This is a genomic window from Paraburkholderia sp. UCT70, from assembly GCF_050434085.1.
Lineage (GTDB): Bacteria > Pseudomonadota > Gammaproteobacteria > Burkholderiales > Burkholderiaceae > Paraburkholderia > Paraburkholderia tuberum.
The window spans coordinates 217,078-234,106 of record NZ_JBNPVZ010000001.1 but is presented as its reverse complement, the minus strand read 5'-3'; the positions used below and the strand labels follow the sequence as shown (position 1 = coordinate 234,106).

Annotated in this window: 11 protein-coding genes and 5 pseudogenes; 5 read left to right on the top strand and 11 right to left on the bottom strand. The window is 59.6% G+C overall.

The annotated features are described in order from the left end of the window. Positions 1 to 590 precede the first annotated feature (590 nt). Positions 591 to 968, top strand: a complete 378-nt coding sequence (locus OKW41_RS01190; RefSeq protein ID WP_429571253.1) for a hypothetical protein — start codon at positions 591 to 593, stop codon at positions 966 to 968. A gap of 239 nt (positions 969 to 1,207) precedes the next feature. Here OKW41_RS01190 and OKW41_RS01185 read toward each other — a convergent pair. Both OKW41_RS01185 and OKW41_RS01180 read right to left on the bottom strand, forming a co-directional pair. Beyond that, positions 1,208 to 1,588, bottom strand: a pseudogene (locus OKW41_RS01185) (ATP-binding protein); the annotation flags it as partial. A 9-nt stretch (positions 1,589 to 1,597) separates the two neighbouring features. Next, positions 1,598 to 1,675: pseudogene (locus OKW41_RS01180) on the bottom strand (integrase); the annotation flags it as partial. A 121-nt stretch (positions 1,676 to 1,796) separates the two neighbouring features. Here OKW41_RS01180 and OKW41_RS01175 point away from each other — a divergent pair. Continuing rightward, positions 1,797 to 2,964: pseudogene (locus OKW41_RS01175) on the top strand (IS91 family transposase). A 487-nt stretch (positions 2,965 to 3,451) separates the two neighbouring features. On the opposite strand, the gene OKW41_RS01170 reads toward OKW41_RS01175, so the two are convergent. Continuing rightward, on the bottom strand, positions 3,452 to 4,171 hold the full coding sequence (locus OKW41_RS01170; protein ID WP_429571252.1) for an oxidoreductase: 720 nt from the start codon (positions 4,169 to 4,171) through the stop codon (positions 3,452 to 3,454). Between the two features lie 39 nt (positions 4,172 to 4,210). Continuing rightward, positions 4,211 to 5,370: pseudogene (oxc, locus tag OKW41_RS01165) on the bottom strand (oxalyl-CoA decarboxylase); the annotation flags it as partial. Here oxc and OKW41_RS01160 point away from each other — a divergent pair. Then, on the top strand, positions 5,263 to 5,502 hold the full coding sequence (locus tag OKW41_RS01160; protein WP_429571435.1) for a hypothetical protein: 240 nt from the start codon (positions 5,263 to 5,265) through the stop codon (positions 5,500 to 5,502). The pseudogene oxc and the gene OKW41_RS01160 overlap by 108 nt on opposite strands. 20 nt (positions 5,503 to 5,522) lie before the next feature. On the opposite strand, the gene oxlT is transcribed toward OKW41_RS01160, so the two are convergent. Continuing rightward, complete coding sequence (oxlT, locus tag OKW41_RS01155) at positions 5,523 to 6,854, bottom strand: oxalate/formate MFS antiporter (RefSeq protein WP_429571251.1); 1,332 nt, start codon at positions 6,852 to 6,854, stop codon at positions 5,523 to 5,525. Positions 6,855 to 7,490: 636 nt separating this feature from the next. On the opposite strand from oxlT, the gene OKW41_RS01150 reads away from it, so the two are divergent. Further along, on the top strand, positions 7,491 to 7,871 hold the full coding sequence (locus OKW41_RS01150; protein ID WP_429571250.1) for a hypothetical protein: 381 nt from the start codon (positions 7,491 to 7,493) through the stop codon (positions 7,869 to 7,871). A gap of 199 nt (positions 7,872 to 8,070) precedes the next feature. Here the strand turns inward: OKW41_RS01150 and OKW41_RS01145 are convergent. Continuing rightward, positions 8,071 to 9,227 (bottom strand): annotated as a pseudogene (locus tag OKW41_RS01145) (IS30 family transposase). Positions 9,228 to 9,828: 601 nt separating this feature from the next. On the opposite strand from OKW41_RS01145, the gene OKW41_RS01140 reads away from it, so the two are divergent. Beyond that, the gene (locus tag OKW41_RS01140) at positions 9,829 to 11,556 is read left to right on the top strand and encodes an HAD-IIB family hydrolase (RefSeq protein WP_429571249.1); all 1,728 of its coding nucleotides are present in this window, start codon (positions 9,829 to 9,831) and stop codon (positions 11,554 to 11,556) included. A 659-nt stretch (positions 11,557 to 12,215) separates the two neighbouring features. Here the strand turns inward: OKW41_RS01140 and tnpC are convergent. From tnpC to OKW41_RS01115, 5 genes are all read right to left on the bottom strand, one after another. Continuing rightward, positions 12,216 to 13,793, bottom strand: coding sequence for an IS66 family transposase (gene tnpC, locus OKW41_RS01135; protein ID WP_429571248.1), 1,578 nt, complete (start codon positions 13,791 to 13,793; stop codon positions 12,216 to 12,218). 116 nt (positions 13,794 to 13,909) lie between these two features. After that, a complete protein-coding gene (gene tnpB, locus OKW41_RS01130; protein ID WP_429444186.1) occupies positions 13,910 to 14,263 on the bottom strand; it encodes an IS66 family insertion sequence element accessory protein TnpB in 354 nt (117 codons plus the stop codon). Further along, positions 14,263 to 14,727: an IS66-like element accessory protein TnpA gene (gene tnpA / locus OKW41_RS01125; protein ID WP_429571247.1), complete on the bottom strand. Its 465-nt coding sequence runs from the start codon at positions 14,725 to 14,727 to the stop codon at positions 14,263 to 14,265. Before tnpA ends, tnpB begins: the two co-directional genes overlap by 1 nt. 832 nt (positions 14,728 to 15,559) lie before the next feature. Beyond that, positions 15,560 to 15,859 carry a hypothetical protein gene (locus OKW41_RS01120; protein ID WP_429571246.1) on the bottom strand — a complete coding sequence of 100 codons (300 nt, stop codon included), beginning with the start codon at positions 15,857 to 15,859 and terminating at the stop codon, positions 15,560 to 15,562. Between the two features lie 13 nt (positions 15,860 to 15,872). Beyond that, on the bottom strand, positions 15,873 to 16,955 hold the full coding sequence (locus tag OKW41_RS01115) for an IS630 family transposase (RefSeq protein WP_429571245.1): 1,083 nt from the start codon (positions 16,953 to 16,955) through the stop codon (positions 15,873 to 15,875). Positions 16,956 to 17,029 lie beyond the last annotated feature (74 nt).

Genomic DNA, 17,029 nt, shown 5'->3' with positions numbered 1-17,029 from the left:
TGCCGGTGGTACTGCCGTTCCTCGTTTAATCGCAACTGAACGGCTTTCTCGTCCTTCATTCTCGCCCCCGTTTTGTCCGAACACCGATCGAATCTCGCGCGCAGAGCCGGACGGCTGCGGCCGTGGCTCGGCTCTGCAGGTACACTCAAGCGACGCCGCGATGACTTGAGGCCTCTCTTCGACCGACAACGTTGTGCCGCTCGATGTCTGACGATGGATAATTGCCGTTAAAGAGAATGAATCCGAGTACTCGCGGAAACCTTGCCCGAGAGGAGAGGCAGCTAGAGAAGAGCAGCTATGGCGGAGGGTTTTCTGGTGACTGATCCCGACCAGACCACACCGGGCTATGGTTACAGGTCCGGACATGAGTAGCATGCCGCTTTCATGCAGAGGCTGCCACACGCGCAAGGTTCCTGGCGGCTTCGATACCGCTCAGGAGTCCCGTCAAAACGCGACAATGCTTTGCGAACTTATTACATCAGGGTCCAGATCTCCTGTTGTGGAGGGCAAAAGCAGGTTAAATTATCGGTTTGATAACTCCGTCCGGCTGTCGAAGGCTTGATCGAAGGGGCGCGACAGGAACCCGCGCGATGGAAATGCACCTCTTGCACTACAATCTGGACGATGAAGCTCGAACTGAACTGCTAGGGTATCTGGTGGTCGTCCAACTCATCGCGCGAGCAAGAACGGGGCAATGGCTTGAAACAGCGCATGTCTGCGAATCTGTACTGCTTTGGCTCTCCGCTAACGGCGGCAATTGCGGTGCCCGGGAACGCTCTGACTTGTCGCGGCTTTCGGTCGACGTAGCTGAACAGTTTCTCGGATTACCGCCGTTCGAGGATGAAGCCAGTTTAATCCAAATGATCCTAGCCCTGACCCGTCTTGACTATCGCAAAGCCGACGTGAAAAAAATACTAGCTGTTTGCGGTGATTACATCACGCGTCGTCATGGCGCAGGCCAATCCTGAGCGGACAGTCAAGCATGCCGGACGGTCCGACACGATCGGCTGCGACGTTGCATTCGACACGCAACCGCCTGACCACCGCGGGCCTCGACGGTGACCGATCGCCCCGACTGGCATGCGTATTCCACGCAAAGAGAACAGCCATTCCACGGCAAAGTGAATCGTGATTCCACGGCAAAGAGAACAAGGATTCCACGCCATCGCGAACAGACGGAGCGCAGCGACGCGGGACCTTTGCCTTTTTACTCGGACTGCGGCTTTGCGGTCAACCGGCTGCGCGTCTTGCGCAGCGATTCGCCCGCGAGCGTGATGCGATGAGCGTTATGTACCAGCCGGTCGAGGATTGCGTCCGCGACGGTGGGTTCGCCGATCGCCTCATGCCAGTGGTCCACGGGAATCTGGCTGGTCGCCAGTGTGGATCGGTGTCCGTGGCGGTCATCGAGCACCTCCAGGAGGTCACGCCGCGCCGAATCGGTCAGCGGTGCCACCGCCAGATCGTCGAGAATCACGAGATCCGTCTTGGCCAGTTGTGCGAGCCATCGCGCGTAGCGGCCGCTACCGTGTGCGATCGCCAGTTCCTCGTTAAGCTTCGGCACGCGCAGATAGCAGGCGGAGAAGCCCTGTGCCTGCGCTTAAACCTCAGTCTGCTCCGCCATCTCCAGTGCATCGTCGACCTCGATGCCAAGATAACGTACGGTGCTCTCGAGCCTATTGACTGCAGTCAATAGACTTGAGACCACTGCACTTTACGTGCAGGTCGCTACCGATCTCCTGCGCGAGGTCATCAGCCCACTGGAGCGTCTGCCCTCCGAGTAACGCGACGCAGTACCGATGCTGGAGGTCGCGGACATCTTCCGCGCCCAGGGACCGGTATGGCGACGCACGGTGTCGCTGAGCCTGGGGCAGCTGAAGGTCATGTCGGCCATCGAACAGTGCCGCACCGCGGCGCTGGGGGGACACGTGTTGCGCTGTTCCGGCTGTGCGCGCAGCGAGATCGCGTACAACTCCTGCCGCAACCGCCATTGCCCCAGGTGCCAGGGGAGTGCCGCACGCCGCTGGCTCGAGGCACGTCAGGCCGACCTGCTGCCGGTCGAGTATTACCACGTCGTCTTCACGCTGCCCGCGCCGATCGGCGCAATCGCCTGGTACAGCAAGGCGGTTATCTACGGACTGCTGTTCGACATTGCTGCCGATACGCTACGTACCATCGCCGCGGATCCCGGGCATCTCGGTGCGCAGATTGGCGCCACACTCGTGCTGCACACCTGGGGCTCGGCGCTCACGCATCATCCGCACGTACACGGTATCGTCCCCGGTGGTGGCCTGTCCCACGATGGTGAACGGTGGATTGCCTGCCGGCCTGGCTTCTTCCTGCCGGTGCGCGTGCTCTCACGCCTGTTCCGCAGGCGCTTCCTCGAGGCGCTCGAGCAGGCACACCGGTGTGGCCGGCTGCAGTTTTTTGGTGAGTATGCCGGACTCGCCGACCCGGCTGTCTTTGCCCGGTGGCTTGCGCCGCTGCGCACCTGCGAGTGGGTCGTGTATGCCAAGCGTCCCTTTGCGGGACCCGAAGCGGTACTCGCGTATCTCTCACGCTATACACACCGTATGGCCATCTCCAGCCAGCGCCTGCTCGCGTTCGATGAGCGCGGCGTGACCTTCCGCTGGAAGGACTATCGCGAGAAGGGGCGCACCCGCTACAAGACCATGACGCTGGAGGCTGGCGAATTCATGCGCCGCTTTCCTGCTCCATGTGTTGCCCGCCGGCTTCCATCGAATCCGCCATTACGGGTTGCTCGCTAACCCGGTGCGCCGCGCAAACCTGACGAAGATTCGTACGTTGCTCGGCGTTGCCCCCAAGCTCTGTCCATCACCGTACAATGCGATCGCCATCGATCGACCGACCTTCATCTGTCGCCATTGCGGCGCGCCTATGCTCGTCATCGATATTCTGACGCGCACCGTACCGATTCGCGCACCACCAAAGGCAACCCAGCGATGAGCGCCTCGCTTCGATCTGCGTTTCAACCGTCGGCTTTGCGTCAGCGCGACCGACGAGCGGACGGTTGTGCCCTCGGTGTCATACACGGTCCCACGGCCGTATTCCGAACTCAAAATCGCACGCGGGATTGTCTCCATTGCCGCATTCAGCCCGCTCCGGGCGCTTGCATCGCCCGCCGTCGACTCGCAACACAGACCGGCCAGATTGATCAATCGCCATAGCGAAGACCCTGGCCGCCTCGGACCACTCCGCGGTTTCCTTCCTCGAGGTTTATTCAACGCCTGCCCGCACGCGTTGTCGTTCGCTCATGAGCCCGTGCTCGAGGGCCGGCATCGAATAAACCTAAACGCCAACGGTCAGATGCGCATGATGTCAACCCCCACGGTTCTAGAACCGTCCAAGCGTCTCACGAGTATTCCAAAGCCCCAGATAGACGTGAGCGGGCGAGACCGACGAGCGATTGTGCATCAGCTGCGGAAAGCGCGCCTCAGTTACCGTGCTGTCGCACTGCCGCTGACCATGCCGTTTGGTCGCCAAGGGCGATTTTATGAACGTTCGCTGCATACACCCATTCGCGGGCTTGGCGCTCAATGAGATCCATGAAAGCAGGGGGGCCGCTGCAGTAAACCTGTGTGTTGGCATGAGTTGGACTCATTGCGTGGGAACTCTTCTGCGCGAATAGATCATCGGACAGGCCGAAATGGTGATAGACCTTACCGTGACTTCGAAGCGCGTCAAATTCTTCTCGAAGAACTGCGCGGTCGGCCGATCGGGCGAAGTTGTGCACCTCGAACCTTTGACCCGCCGATGCAAGCCGCTTCGCGATTCCCGCGATCGATGCGGCACCTATTCCGCCAGCAAAAAGGATAGATCGCGCACGATCGTCGAAAATTGTCGGCGGGCTTTGGGGGGTGCCGACAAACACTTCGTCTCGTTCATTCAACGGAAACTCGGATAGCAGACTATCCGTTCTGCCATCACCTTCTTGTCTCATGCCTACCACGTAACCATCGGACAGGGACGAAACACCGAGCAAAGGATAAATTCTTTGCTTGTCGCCAGCGCTGTTCAAACAGAGAGTGACGCACGACCCATCGTTAAACGGCGGAAGCGCCGATTTGGACGTTGTTCGAAGTTCAAGGGCATGGTACCCCTTAGCAATTTGCCATTTCCGGCCCACGATGACGGGAATCAGGTTGTCGCGCATGTCTTCTCCAATAGGACCTGCTTCACAGGTGGAACTCTACATGTCGATAATGCTGCTCGCGTAGTCGAGGGTATTCGCACCTTCGTTGACGACGTTGATTTCCGGGCGCGTCTTCAAACGCGCTGTGGAAGTTCATCGGCGACGGGTTCTTGTCGAGCGTCGCGGCCATCTTGGCGAGATTCTTGTTCTTGCGCTCGGCGATCGCTCCGATCCACTCGGCGCCCGGTTTGCCGAAGCTCGCGTCGATGCCGGCGCGACGCGCCGCCACGCATGAGCCGATATCGCCGATCACCGGCGCGGCAATCGCAACGTTGCTGTCGATTTCCGTCGGCGAGATATCGACCTGGATGAATCTCTTCGGCTGCGCTCCCCACGTCTTGCCTTTGCCGTGCGAGAGCAGCCAGTTCAGACGCGCGCCGATCAACAGGACCACGTCGGCTTCCTGGAGCACGAACGAGCGCGCCGCTGACGCTGATTGCTCATGTGTATCGGGCAGCAGGCCCTTGGCCATCGACATCGGCAGATACGGAATGCCGCTTTGCTCGACGAAGCCGCGGATCTCGGCGTCAGCCTGCGCGTACGCCGCGCCCTTGCCCAGCAGGATCAACGGACGTTTGGCGCTCTTCAGCACCTCGATCGCACGTTCGACGGATTCCGGCGCCGGCAGCTGACGCGGTGCGGCGTCGACGACCTTCATCAGCGACTGCTGCGCCTTCACGGCGTCCAGCGTTTGCGAAAGCAGTTTGGCCGGTAAATCCAGATACACGCCACCCGGTCGGCCCGACACCGCCGCGCGGATCGCACGCGCTACGCCGATGCCAACATCCTCCGCATGCAGAACGCGATATGCAGCCTTCGCGTAAGGCTTGGCCGAGTTCAACTGATCCATTTCTTCGTAATCGCCTTGCTGCAGATCGACGATTTCGCGTTCGCTCGAGCCGCTGATCAGGATCATCGGGAAACAAGTTAGTGGTCGCATTGGCGAGGGCGGTCAGGCCGTTGAGAAAGCCCGGCGCCGACACGGTCAGGCAGATGCCCGGCTTTTGCGTGATGTAGCCGGATATGGCTGCCGCGTTGCCGGCGTGCTGTTCATGACGAAAGCCGATGAAACGCATTCCTTCGGCTTGTGCCAGTCGCGCCAGGTCGGTAATGGGGATGTCGACCAGTCCAAAAATGATATTGATGTCGTTCAGTTTCAGCGCATCGATGACGAGATGGAATCCGTCGGTCGTTTCGGTCGCCTGTTGTTTCAATGTGCCGTCTGTTGTGAGCTGGTCGGCTTCTGCCATGACATGTCTCCGGGTGGCGGAGCGTTGTGTGGTTGGTCGTGAGGGGGCACTCACGCTGTCGTTTATTCAGATGAGCCGCCGGGCCACTGCTGCAGCCGTGCTTCGGCAATGGTTACGCCTGCTGGCACGCCCGAGCTTTCGATCCAGCGCTTTCTCATGGGTGCAAGGATGAACTTCGCGGATATGGCGGCCGCGATCGATATCACCGCCGCCGAGATGAACACCGTGCTCCAGCCACCGTTGGCCGACAGAAGCGATGCGACCGGCACCAGCATCGAGGCCGTACCCTTCGCGGTGTACAGCGTCCCCGCATTCGCAGCGGCGTATTTGCTGCCGAACGTGTCCGCGCAGGTTGCGGGGAAGATCGAGAAGATCTCGCCCCAGCAGAGGAAAACGGCGGCCGCGAAGACCATGAATGCATACGGGTTATGGCCAAACTGCATCAGCCCTAGCAGCGCGACGCCTTCGCCGAGGAAGATCATGAACATCGTGTTTTCGCGGCCAATGCGGTCCGACAGAAATCCGCATAGGGGACGGGTGAGTCCATTGCACAGGTTGTCGATCGACAGCGTCATCGTGAGGAGCGGCAGCGTGACGCCGATCAAACTCACAGGCAGCCTGGCAAAGCCGTATTCCTTCGCGATCGGCCCAAGCTGCGCGGTCGCAATGATGCCGCCAGCCGCAACGAACACGAACATCAGATACAGCACCCAGAAGAGCGGCGAGCGGACCATCTCGCCGGACGTGTAGTCGATCTTGCTTGCAACGATACGTCTAGTCGGGATCGCACTGGCGGGCGGTTTTGGCCTTACCAGCATGGTGGCGAGCAGCAGGATGCAGACACCCTGGAAAATGCCGAAGAACATGAACGCGTGCTCGTAGCCCGAACGCTGGATCATGTTGGCAATCGGTATCACCGTGACGGCCGCGCCGGCGCCGAAACCCGCCGCCGTCAAACCGGCTGCGAGACCGCGTTTGTCCGGAAACCATTTGAGCGCCATGCCGACGCAGGTGCCATACACACAGCCTGCGCCGATGCCGGCGATGACTGCTGCGACGTATAGCTCCGCGAGACTGGTCGCATGCGCGTTGATGATCCAGCCGAGCGCTGCGCACAGCGCACCGCCGGTCACAACCGGGCGTGGCCCGAACTTGTCGACGAGCCAGCCTTCGACGGGTACGAGCCAGGTTTCAGTGACGATGAAAATCGTGAATGCGGTCTGGATCGCTGCCTGACCCCAATGGTGGGCGTTGTCCATTGGTACGACGAACAGCGTCCACGCATACTGCAGATTCGCGACGAGCCCCATGCACACGATGCCGATAGCGAGTTGCACCCACCGGTGATGCCAGAATCGTGCGCGGCCGCCATCCGATACGTTCGAATGTCCCATGTCTTCGTCTCCTGCATATTCCGTCGCGCTCAAGCGGCGCGTTGGACTTACGTGATCGAATCGCTTCGTCGCCGGTTCGCCTGCGGCAATGAAGCGCCAATGGTCGGCCAGAGGGCACTGCACTAACGAAAACCCCTTGCTCGTTGAAACGCACAACAGTGGAGGTGCAAGCTATTGCACGAGCAGCGTGGGTGAGGGGATGCTGCGCGAGAACGGTGATAAACGAAAGTTAAAATATTCTATGGTTTGCATTAGGTATCCGTAATATATGGGTCGGCCGCATTGATGCGGAACACGGGTCCCCGCCAACGGCAAGTCTTCCAGACATTGACTGGCATGTAATTTTTTCGCCCGCAGACGTATGAAATTGGGTTTCGCCAGCGGGCGTTCGATTTGGAAATTGACCAGATCGGAGAGCACGCGCGACTGGGTTACCCCGCTGGATGTCGTCGGATTTCGTGTGATGCTCTGTACGTATTGCAGCACTGCGAGAAATGAGTGCCTTCCATCAACGCCGTTGCAACGGCGACCACATGTATAAACAAATTACAATAGTTATTGGAAAAAAATTTAACTGTTGTTTATTCATGTGGTCTCCTATTCTTTGCTCAGGCCATTTGCCGGAAGGAGTCGACAATGAACCTCTCTCAATTCCATGTTCGCGACAGCGCGCATGACGCGGAAGTCCAGGCACAACTTTGTGCCTATAACGTCGCTTTCGACGAACTTGGCCTGTGTTTCCGTTGGGATGAGCGCACGCTGATGTCGCTGGCCATGATTGACGGCGAACAGGAGCAGATTGCCTCGTACATCGAAACGCATCATGCACACTTGCTGAAAGCCTATAGCGCCGAGTTTCTGAGCCGGGCCATTCTCGAAAAGAAAAACGCCCGCTATCCATCGCGCTTACAGAAGCGCGTCGATAGCGCGCCGCATCCGATGCATCAACCACCGATGAGCCGCTGGTCCGAACGCATTTCGTATGGCGTGGAGTTGCCAGCGCTGGCTGGCGTATAGGCCGCGGTGGTTAGCCGCGTATGTTGAACGGCCGTTATTGGTAGAACTGAAAGGCTGTTCACGGGTCGCGTACGGCCGATCGCTGCATTGCGCCGCCTTGGCGTACGTGTGCCGCTTGCATGAGGCAGTGATCGGCCACGAAGCGTCATTCGCCGGCTCGGTCGCACGGACATTCAGGCGTCGGTTCCACCCGGCGGATTCAACCGGTCGATGCAATAGTTCGATGGAACCGTTCAGCCGGTGTCTCGTAATCCAGGGTCTTTCGTGGTCGCTCGTTCAGCCGTCGTGCCACGGCATTGAGTTTGGCCTGTGAGTAGACCGACAGATCGATGCCTTTCGGGAAGTATTGTCTCAACCATTGGTGTTTTCATTCGAGCCCCGTTGCCAGGGGTGTTTCGGATCGCAGAAGTACACGGCAATGTCGGTGGCAATGGTGAACTGCTTGTGGTTCGCCATCTCTGATCCCCGATCCCAGGTAAGCGATTTATACAGTTCCTTCGGCAGCTTTCCAGCATGTCTGATGAGCGCATTGACTACTGTTTCGCTGTCCTTGCTGGCGATTTTCACCAGCATCACATAGCGCGTCTGACGCTCTACAAGCGTTGCAATCTGGCTACCGCCACTGCCACACAGGAGATCGCCTTCCCAGTGTCCCGGCACCGCACGGTCTTCCACAGTGGCGGGGCGTTCACGGATTGATACCGCCTCACGGATCCTGCCGTGGTCGTCCGTTTTCTGCGTGTGATGGCGCGAGCGACGCATGGCCCGGGTGCGCCGTAGATGCTCCAGCAACTCTTTCTTCAGTGCATCCCGTGCCTGAATGAAAAGACTGCGGTAGATGGTCTCGTGTGACACGTGGTAGTCCTCGTTGCCCCGCCAGGCTCGTTTGAGCCATCCAGCAATCTGCTGGGGCGACTACTGCAACTGGAGCTTGTCGGCCACGATATGGGCCAGCGTCCGGTGCTCGACCAGTTTGCAGACTTTGGGGCGCAGCGACCGATCCCATGCCAGCTGGTCGGCGTGGCTGGCCCGATAGCCGCCCTGCCCACTGTTGCGCTTGATCTCGCGACAGATCGTGGACGGTGACCGCGACAGTCGCCGGGCGACTGACTGAATCGAATCACCCGCGACGAGGCCTCGCGAAATCTCCTCGCGTTCGGCAAGCGTCAGCGCCAGCCTGGATCGCTGGCGGGGTGCAGGCTGGATTCCTCCAGTTTGCGCCAGAATTCCCTGTACTGACGAGTGATTGCGGTCAAATAGCTGGGCGATGTGCTGCAACGACTCGCCTTTGCGCCAGCGTTCCCACATCAATGCCTTCTGGCTTTCGCTGTAATAGATCCGGCGCCTCTGTTTCATTTGCAACACTCCCGCCGCTCATGCGACGTTCATTGTGTTGCATCGACCGGTTGAATCCGCCCTTACAAGCGGCCGTCTGGGCCGCTCCGGTTCGAAGGACGGCAGTGGGTCGAGATGAGCCCGACGCATCCGGCGGCCGCGGCCATATACGGCCAGTCGACGTACCTTTGCCGGACGAGCCGTTCGTGCGAGCCGCGACGGGCATCAACCACTGCCAACGATTCATCCAGCTGAGGGCAGATGACAAACCGAAGAGTAACCCTGGGGTTTGATACTCGACGCGAGGGTCCGCTTTCTGGCGCCCAATTTGGCCCGGCCAATGTCGGCTCAGGGTCCGCCTGCGGAAGTTAGGTGCCGGACCGCGTCCGGCAGAGGACGCATGCGATAAATACTATAATGGTCTGGACAAAGTACGCATTATCTGCGTCGTCAATGTCGGCTGCGTTGTGGGTCAAGTGCCGATCTTATTCGCAAGGCGCGGAGTGGTGCATTAAGGGAACTGATCGGAGACCCTTCGTGAAGCAGTCGACGCTTGCGCATTCCCTTTCTGTCACGACGCGGGCCTCAGAATTCGACTCTCAATCCAAGACGGTGTGCGGCCATGTTCTTCTACGCGCTTGCAACAGATTATGACGGGACGATCGCAGAAGATGGGGTCGTGAAGGATTCCACCTTCGAGGCGCTGGCACGCCTTCGCGAGTCCGGACGGCGCCTGATCCTGGCCACCGGAAGAGAGCTTGAGGATTTAAAACGGGTTTGCCCGCGCCTGGACATGTTCGAGGAGGTTGTCGCCGAAAATGGCGGCGTTCTCTATCGGCCCGCGACCCAGGTGGTCGATCTGTTGGCTGAGCCGCCGCCGGCTGCATTCGTCAACCAGCTTCGCGACCGTGGCGTCACGCCCCTGTCCGTCGGTCATGTGATCGTCGCGACTTGGGAGCCCAACCAGGACATCGTGCTGGAAACCGTCAAGGATCTCGGGCTTGAATTGCAGATCATTTTCAACAAGGGCGCGGTAATGGTGTTGCCGCCGGGGATCAACAAGGCCACCGGGCTGAAGGCCGCGCTGCGCAATCTATCTTTAGCCTCGATCAATGTCGTGGGCGTGGGCGACGCCGAGAACGATCATGCTTTGCTAAACGCCTGCGGCTGCTCAGTCGCCGTCGCGAACGCCGTTCCAATGCTGAAGGCGGCCGCAGATTGGGTAACAGACTGTCCGCGCGGAGCGGGTGTCGTCGAAGTTGTGGATGGCATCCTGAACAACGATTTGACGGAGGTTGCCTGTAGCGACCGTCACACTGTGGCACTCGGCACAGTGATGGACGCCCACTCCAATGAAGTGGAACCGGTTTCGATGCAGGTCGGCCGATCGGGTCGAATGCTTATTTGTGGCACCTCTGGAAGTGGAAAATCCACATTTACGCAGGGCTTTCTTGAGCGGCTAGCAGTTGCCGGCATGCAGTATTGCATCATTGATCCGGAGGGGGATTACGAGGGCTTTGTAGGCGTTACCTGCGTCGGCGACGCTGAGCGGTCGCCATCTCTGCAAAACGTGACCGAGCTTCTCGAGTATCCGGATCGCAACGTCGCGATCAGTCTTCTTGGACTGCCACTGGACGACCGTCCGAATTTTTTGTCATCCCTGATTCCAAAGTTGATTGACCTCCGCGTGCGAACCGGTCGGCCGCACTGGCTGGTAATCGACGAGGCGCATCATATGATGCCTTCACAAAACGAATCAATGGCCAAGAGCTTGCCCTCGGATTTCGATCGGGTGGCCTTCATCACAGTTCATCCCGACCATATGGCGAAGTCCGCGCTTATCGGCACGACATGGTTGGTCGCCCTCGGAATCGCCATCGGGGATACTGTGGCGAAATTTGCGGCAGCAACTGGCTTGGCTGCTCCGGAAAGTCTTCCTGCCGCTCTCGATGCCGGCTGCGCGTTGGTATGGCCGATTGGTGAGGGGCAACAACCCGCAGAGGTTCATGTGATCCCGCCAAGCGCGGAGCATCGTCGACATGTGCGGAAGTATGCTACGGGGACGCTCGGTGAGGATACAAGCTTCTATTTTCGCGGTCCGGACGGCGCGCTTAATCTGCGGGCGCAAAATTTGGAAATGTTCTGTCAGATCGGCGAAGGCGTTGATGACGAGACATGGCGCTACCATGCTCGGGCGAGAGACTATTCTCGTTGGTTGCGAGATTGCATAAAGGACCCGGAACTAGCAGGTGAGATCGCGGGCATTGAAAACGCGGCTGACGCGGATATTCAGGAATGCCGGCGAAAGATCCGTGCGGCCATAGAACGCCGATACACAAAAGCTGAATAGTTTAAAGTTTGATGGGTCTTCTCAGCCGAGTGGCTCGGGGCGAGGCTTTGCGAGGCTTTGCGAGGCTTTGCTGGCACCTGGAAATGACGCGACTCTCGCGCTTTCTTATAGTTCAAACGGCAATACAATTCTCGCCAAAATCAAAGCTGTATGTCGGCGTAGCATTTGGCCCTTTGGGTGGTCGCGAGGCAAAAAGCGCATCGGGCAGCACGCATCAAGCGTCATTCATACGCGTCTTCGTGCGGACGTTCGAGCGTCGGCTCCGCGTCCGTAGGCGCCATATTGTATTCCGCTAGCCCGAAGGCCTAATGAGGGTCGACCTCTGCCGGACGCGGAGAGTCGGCCCGTGATACATCGCCGGATTGGCATCCGCCCGGGTTCGGCCACAAACCGCTGTTCATATGCGTCGTCGGTCGGACATTCAAGCGTCGGCTCCGCCAGGTACAACGGCCATTCGTGCGGCCATGTCGGCCGGCAAGTTCCGGCCTGAGCGGACGCTCGCGAATCGTCGCAGAACCGGTGCAGCAACGTCCGCTGTCGCAACTTCCGTTGCTTCTACGGATTATTCGTAAGCGCTCGATCTGGCGCACACGGGACCAAATGGGCTGCGTGGCAACGGTCGCGTCGATACGGTGGTTGGACCAAGCGTTGTTACGCGGTCAAGCCGTAGGCTTCGAGAAGTTAAACGGCAGCAGGTCGGTGACATCGGCGTCTAATGCTCGTTGCGGTAATTCGCCGAGTACCCGAACGAGATATGCATAAGGTTCGAGGTTGCACGCTCGGCACGTGAGCATCAAGCTGTAGATCATGGCACTGGCCTTCGCGCCAGCAACCGTGTCACTGAACATCCATGACGATCTGCCGGTGCAGAATGGCCTGATGTCGCGCTCGATCACGTTGTTATCGATTGGGGCACGCCCATCGTTCACGTAGCGGCTGAGGTACGTCCACTGATTGCGTGTATAGGAGATCGCCTTGCCCAGCAGGCTCTCAGGAAGGATCTGCGGTGCCAATTCGTCAAGCCATTTCCTGAAGGATTCGAGCAGCGGCACGCTGTGTTGCTGGCGCAGCCGGAAGGTGTAATCGACGCGCGTCTCGCTTTCGGTCCGATCTGCCTTTGCGAGAGTTTCGACCTGGTAGAGCGCCTTGAAGTATTCCAGTGCATGTGCGGCCCGCCCGCATGGTTTCTTCATGCCCTTGAGGGCCTGCACGAAGGCACGCCGGGCGTGAGCCAGGCAACCGAAGTGCGTCGGGCCGTCGAGCGTGCGCCAGGCGGCATATCCATCGGTCATCAGCAGACCTTTATAGCCGGAGAGGAACGCCCGGGGATATTCCTGCCCGCGCCCCGGCTGGTAGTCGAACAGCACGACGGGCTCAGGGCAATCTTCGGCGCTGCGGTAGACCCACATGTACGAGGTGCTCTGGGCGGCTTTGCCCGGCTCCTTGAGCACCTGTACCGTTGTCTCGTCGCCGTGAATCAGCTGTTGCGACAGCAGTGTCTTGCGCAGCGCCTCGTACAACCGGCTGTAGTGCAGTTCAGCGGGCCGGATGATCCAGTTCGCCAGCGTGCCACGCCCGACTTCGATGTCCGCGCGTGCCAGCGCATGGGCCATCCGGTATAGCGGCGTTCCGTCGACATATTTGCCCGCAGTGACCGTGGCGATCATCGCCGCACTGGCATTGCTGCCCGGCAACGGCTGGGCCGGCATCGGTGCCGTGATCACCGGCGTGCGCTCCGCGTGACGCTCGCAGTGGCGGCACGCGTATTTCAAGCGCACGTGCTGAAGCACCGAGGCCTTTACTTCGATATGCAATTGTTCGCTGATCTCTTCGCCCATACGGTGCAGGGCGTGCGCGCAGCACGGACATACCTTCTCGCTTTCGGGCAGATCGTATTCGATGCGCTGACGCGGCAGATGCGCCGGTAACGGCTTACGTCCCGGCTTGCTTCCCGTGGGCGCAGGCGGATCCGGCAGACCCGTGTCGGGAAGCGCAAACGTGTCGTCGGTGGTGCCGGTATCCATGCCGTCGGGTTCGGTGCCGGCGATCTGCTCGGCCTCGTCGAAGACACGATCCTTGAGCTTCTCGCTGCTCGGGGCGAAGCGCCTGCTCTGCGCGAGGCGAAACTGCTCTTCGAGCTGGGTAATCCGTTCGCCCAGTTGCCGGTTGCGTGTCTCGAGTTCACGGATATAGGCCTGGGCGGCCGGCGGCAATCGGGAGAAGTCGTCCTCGTTCATGCCTCCACGATAGCGAAGTGTCGCCCGCGATGGGTTTACGGGAATTTGTAACGCCCCGAAGGAAGTCCCCTTGGGGGACGGCCGGCCAGTTATTGCTGACGGGCGACGCCCGATGCTCAGCTGGCGTGATGGTACGACCGTACCGGATGGCGGCGTACAGCATCAATGTCGATGCCCTCCAGGAGCCAGTGCAACTGCTCGCTCGTCAGCTTGACGACGGTCTGCTGCCGGCGTGGCCATACGAAGTGGTCTTCCTCGAGGCGCCTCAACATCATCCAGAAACCGTTGCGATCGTAGAACAGCAGTTTGACCCGGTTGCGTTTGCGGTTGTGGAAGGCGAACACGGCGCGTGCAAACGGATCGAGCTGCATGGACTGCTCGACGAGCGTCACGAGGCTGTTGATGCCGGCGCGGAAGTCGATCGGTTCGCGATGCAGGAAGACCGTCAGGTCCGCGTCGAAACGGAACATCAACGCGCTCCCAATGAAGCAACCACGGCATTGACGATTGCCACGTCGTCTGCTGAACATTCGAGCTCAAGCTTCACGCCGTTAGGCAGCTGAGCCGACAGCCGTGCCACTCGTGTTGAGCGTGGCGAAACGCAGGATGATTCTGCTCCGGTGGCGCGGTGCGACGCGGGCGCGGGCGCCAGCAGCGCTGTTGGCTCGTCGATTGCGACAACCGGCACAAACGCTGACGATGCGACCGGCACGTCGTGCCTGACTGGGGGCCGGCACTGTTCACGCGTCTGGACCCATTTATGCAGCTGGTTGGCGTTCACACCAGCCTTAAGGGCGAGGCCCGATAGCGAAGCGCCTGGCCGCAGACAGGCTTCGACGAGTCGTCGTTTGTCCGTTGGATCGAAGCTTCGCTTGCCGCCGGCACCAACACGCGTCACGCGTAGGGGCAAAAAGCTGAGGTCATCTTCTGTCATGGATTGCGTCCGCAAAGTGAGGTTGCGGACGCAATCGTGAGCCTTCTCAACAGCGCAAGCTAGGTGTGCGAAATCGCGCGCTTACGATTATTCAAAGCCCGTATTATCAGTACACAGGCGCATAGCGTTGTCGCAAAGCGCGCTGGCTACAAGCATGCAGTTGAATAGTCTTCGCTTGAACTGCTATGCCGTCGAAGTGTATTTATCTTATCTTGGCATCTCATCGTAAGTCCGGCCATTCAGCCAACGCTCACAGGGCGCCTCTATCGGCTGATGTCGACGATCTTGGCCTGTGTCGCTGCCTGAATACCAAGCAGTTGCGCAGCGACAGCAATCACGCGGCTTGCCCGCAGGCCGGTCAGACAATCGCTTGTGCTTTCCTTATGCCGGCCGCACGACCCAATTGATGACTGCCACCGGAAAACGATGACCGCGATAGAGCGGCTTCGTACTCTGCATCGCTCCATCTTATGCGAGTAATCCGCCGACGCGACAACGCCCATCGACCCCGATGTTTAGCGGGGCGCCTATGATAGAAATAGCGAATAACGTGCTGAGTTCTCGGGTGTAAACCAGGATCACCATAGCGATAGTGACATTGCCACAGCCGTTTCCGAATGCGCCCTTGATAACAATTCTTATGTAGGCAGTTCTTAAAAACTGCATCCGCAGGTTCAATAAACTTGCGTCCGCAACAAGATTGTGGAGTGAGCGATGAACGAGGCGACAAATGAGGTGACAAATCCAAGACCTCAAGGCAAGGAATCGGCCTGGTATGCGGTGACCGCGGAGGAGGCTGCGAAGCAGCTAGTACAACATCCTTTAAATACGTTTAATAATTATCAGGCTGCAAATAAGGCTGTAGGAGCGTGACGACCACATCGGCCATTTCGTCGAGCGAACCCGTGCCCGGCAGCGGTTCCCAACGCCCACTATGGCTACGAAAGGCGGCGCCATATCGATTGCGGCCGAGCTCGGTGAGGCGCGCCACGACGGTTGGCTCGTCATCGTCCAGACGTTTGATCAGCAAGTGGCGCCCGTAGGCTTGCGTGACGATCTGCTCATGACCGAGCAGGCTGCGCAGTCGACGCTGCAGTTCAGCAGCGTGGTGTTTGGCAGGTACAGCTGGCATCTGCGTTCCTCGATTACGATGCACCGCTTTGCAGCGGATAGCCCCGGAAACTCCATTTGAAGGGGCGTGCGGCCTGATTGTGCTCGCCGACGAACTGCCCGGTGCGCTCGCGCAGGTGCGCGGTGCTGGTGTGGCTGGCATGGCGCAGCACCCGGCGCGTATAACGGGCAAACCAGAGTTCGATCTGATTGACCCAGCTTGCGTGCAACGGCGTGAAGTGGAAGTGAAACCGCTTGCCATGCCGCGCATTGAACGCCTGCCAGACGGCCTGCGCGCGATGCGTGTTCAGATTGTCCCAAACCACGTGCACCTGTTTGTCTGGGTACGCGGCCGCCACGCGTTCCATGAAGGCTACCAGATCGTCCTGGGTGCGCCGCTCGCGGCACTCTGCCAACACCTTTCCGGTATGCACATCGAGCGCAGCAATCAACGCCTGGGTGCCGTGACGGATATATTCGAATTCACGGCGACGCAGCCGTCCTGGCGCGGGTGCCCGTCCCGGGTGCTTGCGCTCAATGGCCTGAATGCCGGTCTTCTCGTCGATGCTGAGCACGACCGCGTTTCGCGGCGCCTTGCGGTACAGCTTGCAAATCACGTTGACCTTCTCGCGAAAGGCCGGGTCTGGACTGTGCAGCCATTGCCGGACCCGGTGCGGGCGTACGTCGCCGGCCTGCAGAATGCGCTGCACGTGACTGCGGCTGATCTGCCCGACGACGCCGCGCTCCACGGCACGCGCCGCAATCTCGTCGAGTGTCGGCGTGACCCGTCCCTCAGGCTCCTGCGCTTCACACGCCAGCGCAATCAACTGCAGTCGCGCTTCGTGCGTGATGCGTGGCGGACGGCCACTGCGCTCGCCCTCGCGAATACCCTGGACACCTTGCCGCGCAATGCGCTTGCGCCACAGGCAGACCGTTTGCACCGAGACACCCAGTTCCCGCGCAATCACCGTATTGGAGTGACCCTCGTGGGCCCACAACCCGATACGCGCCCGCATCACATCTCGCTGCGTAGCCGTCTTCCGCTCAATCAGCGATAGCAGTTCCTGTCGTTCTTTATTCGCCAGCTTCACTGGCGTTGCATGGCGGCCTCGGCTCATTCAGACATGATAACCGGGGCAGTTGATTATTCAATCTATTTCAGGGATGTTGTACTAGGAGTGAATACGCAATC

Bases quoted from the DNA above. Each gene is read 5' to 3' on its own strand.
- OKW41_RS01120 (WP_429571246.1), bottom strand. From the start codon at position 15,859: ATGCCAGCTGTACCTGCCAAACACCACGCTGCTGAACTGCAGCGTCGA.
- OKW41_RS01150 (WP_429571250.1), top strand. From the start codon at position 7,491: ATGAACCTCTCTCAATTCCATGTTCGCGACAGCGCGCATGACGCGGAA.
- OKW41_RS01115 (WP_429571245.1), bottom strand. From the start codon at position 16,955: ATGAGCCGAGGCCGCCATGCAACGCCAGTGAAGCTGGCGAATAAAGAA.
- OKW41_RS01190 (WP_429571253.1), top strand. From the start codon at position 591: ATGGAAATGCACCTCTTGCACTACAATCTGGACGATGAAGCTCGAACT.
- OKW41_RS01170 (WP_429571252.1), bottom strand. From the start codon at position 4,171: ATGCGCGACAACCTGATTCCCGTCATCGTGGGCCGGAAATGGCAAATT.
- tnpA (WP_429571247.1), bottom strand. From the start codon at position 14,727: ATGACAGAAGATGACCTCAGCTTTTTGCCCCTACGCGTGACGCGTGTT.
- oxlT (WP_429571251.1), bottom strand. From the start codon at position 6,854: ATGGGACATTCGAACGTATCGGATGGCGGCCGCGCACGATTCTGGCAT.
- tnpC (WP_429571248.1), bottom strand. From the start codon at position 13,793: ATGAACGAGGACGACTTCTCCCGATTGCCGCCGGCCGCCCAGGCCTAT.
- OKW41_RS01140 (WP_429571249.1), top strand. From the start codon at position 9,829: ATGTTCTTCTACGCGCTTGCAACAGATTATGACGGGACGATCGCAGAA.
- tnpB (WP_429444186.1), bottom strand. From the start codon at position 14,263: ATGTTCCGTTTCGACGCGGACCTGACGGTCTTCCTGCATCGCGAACCG.
- OKW41_RS01160 (WP_429571435.1), top strand. From the start codon at position 5,263: ATGACGAAAGCCGATGAAACGCATTCCTTCGGCTTGTGCCAGTCGCGC.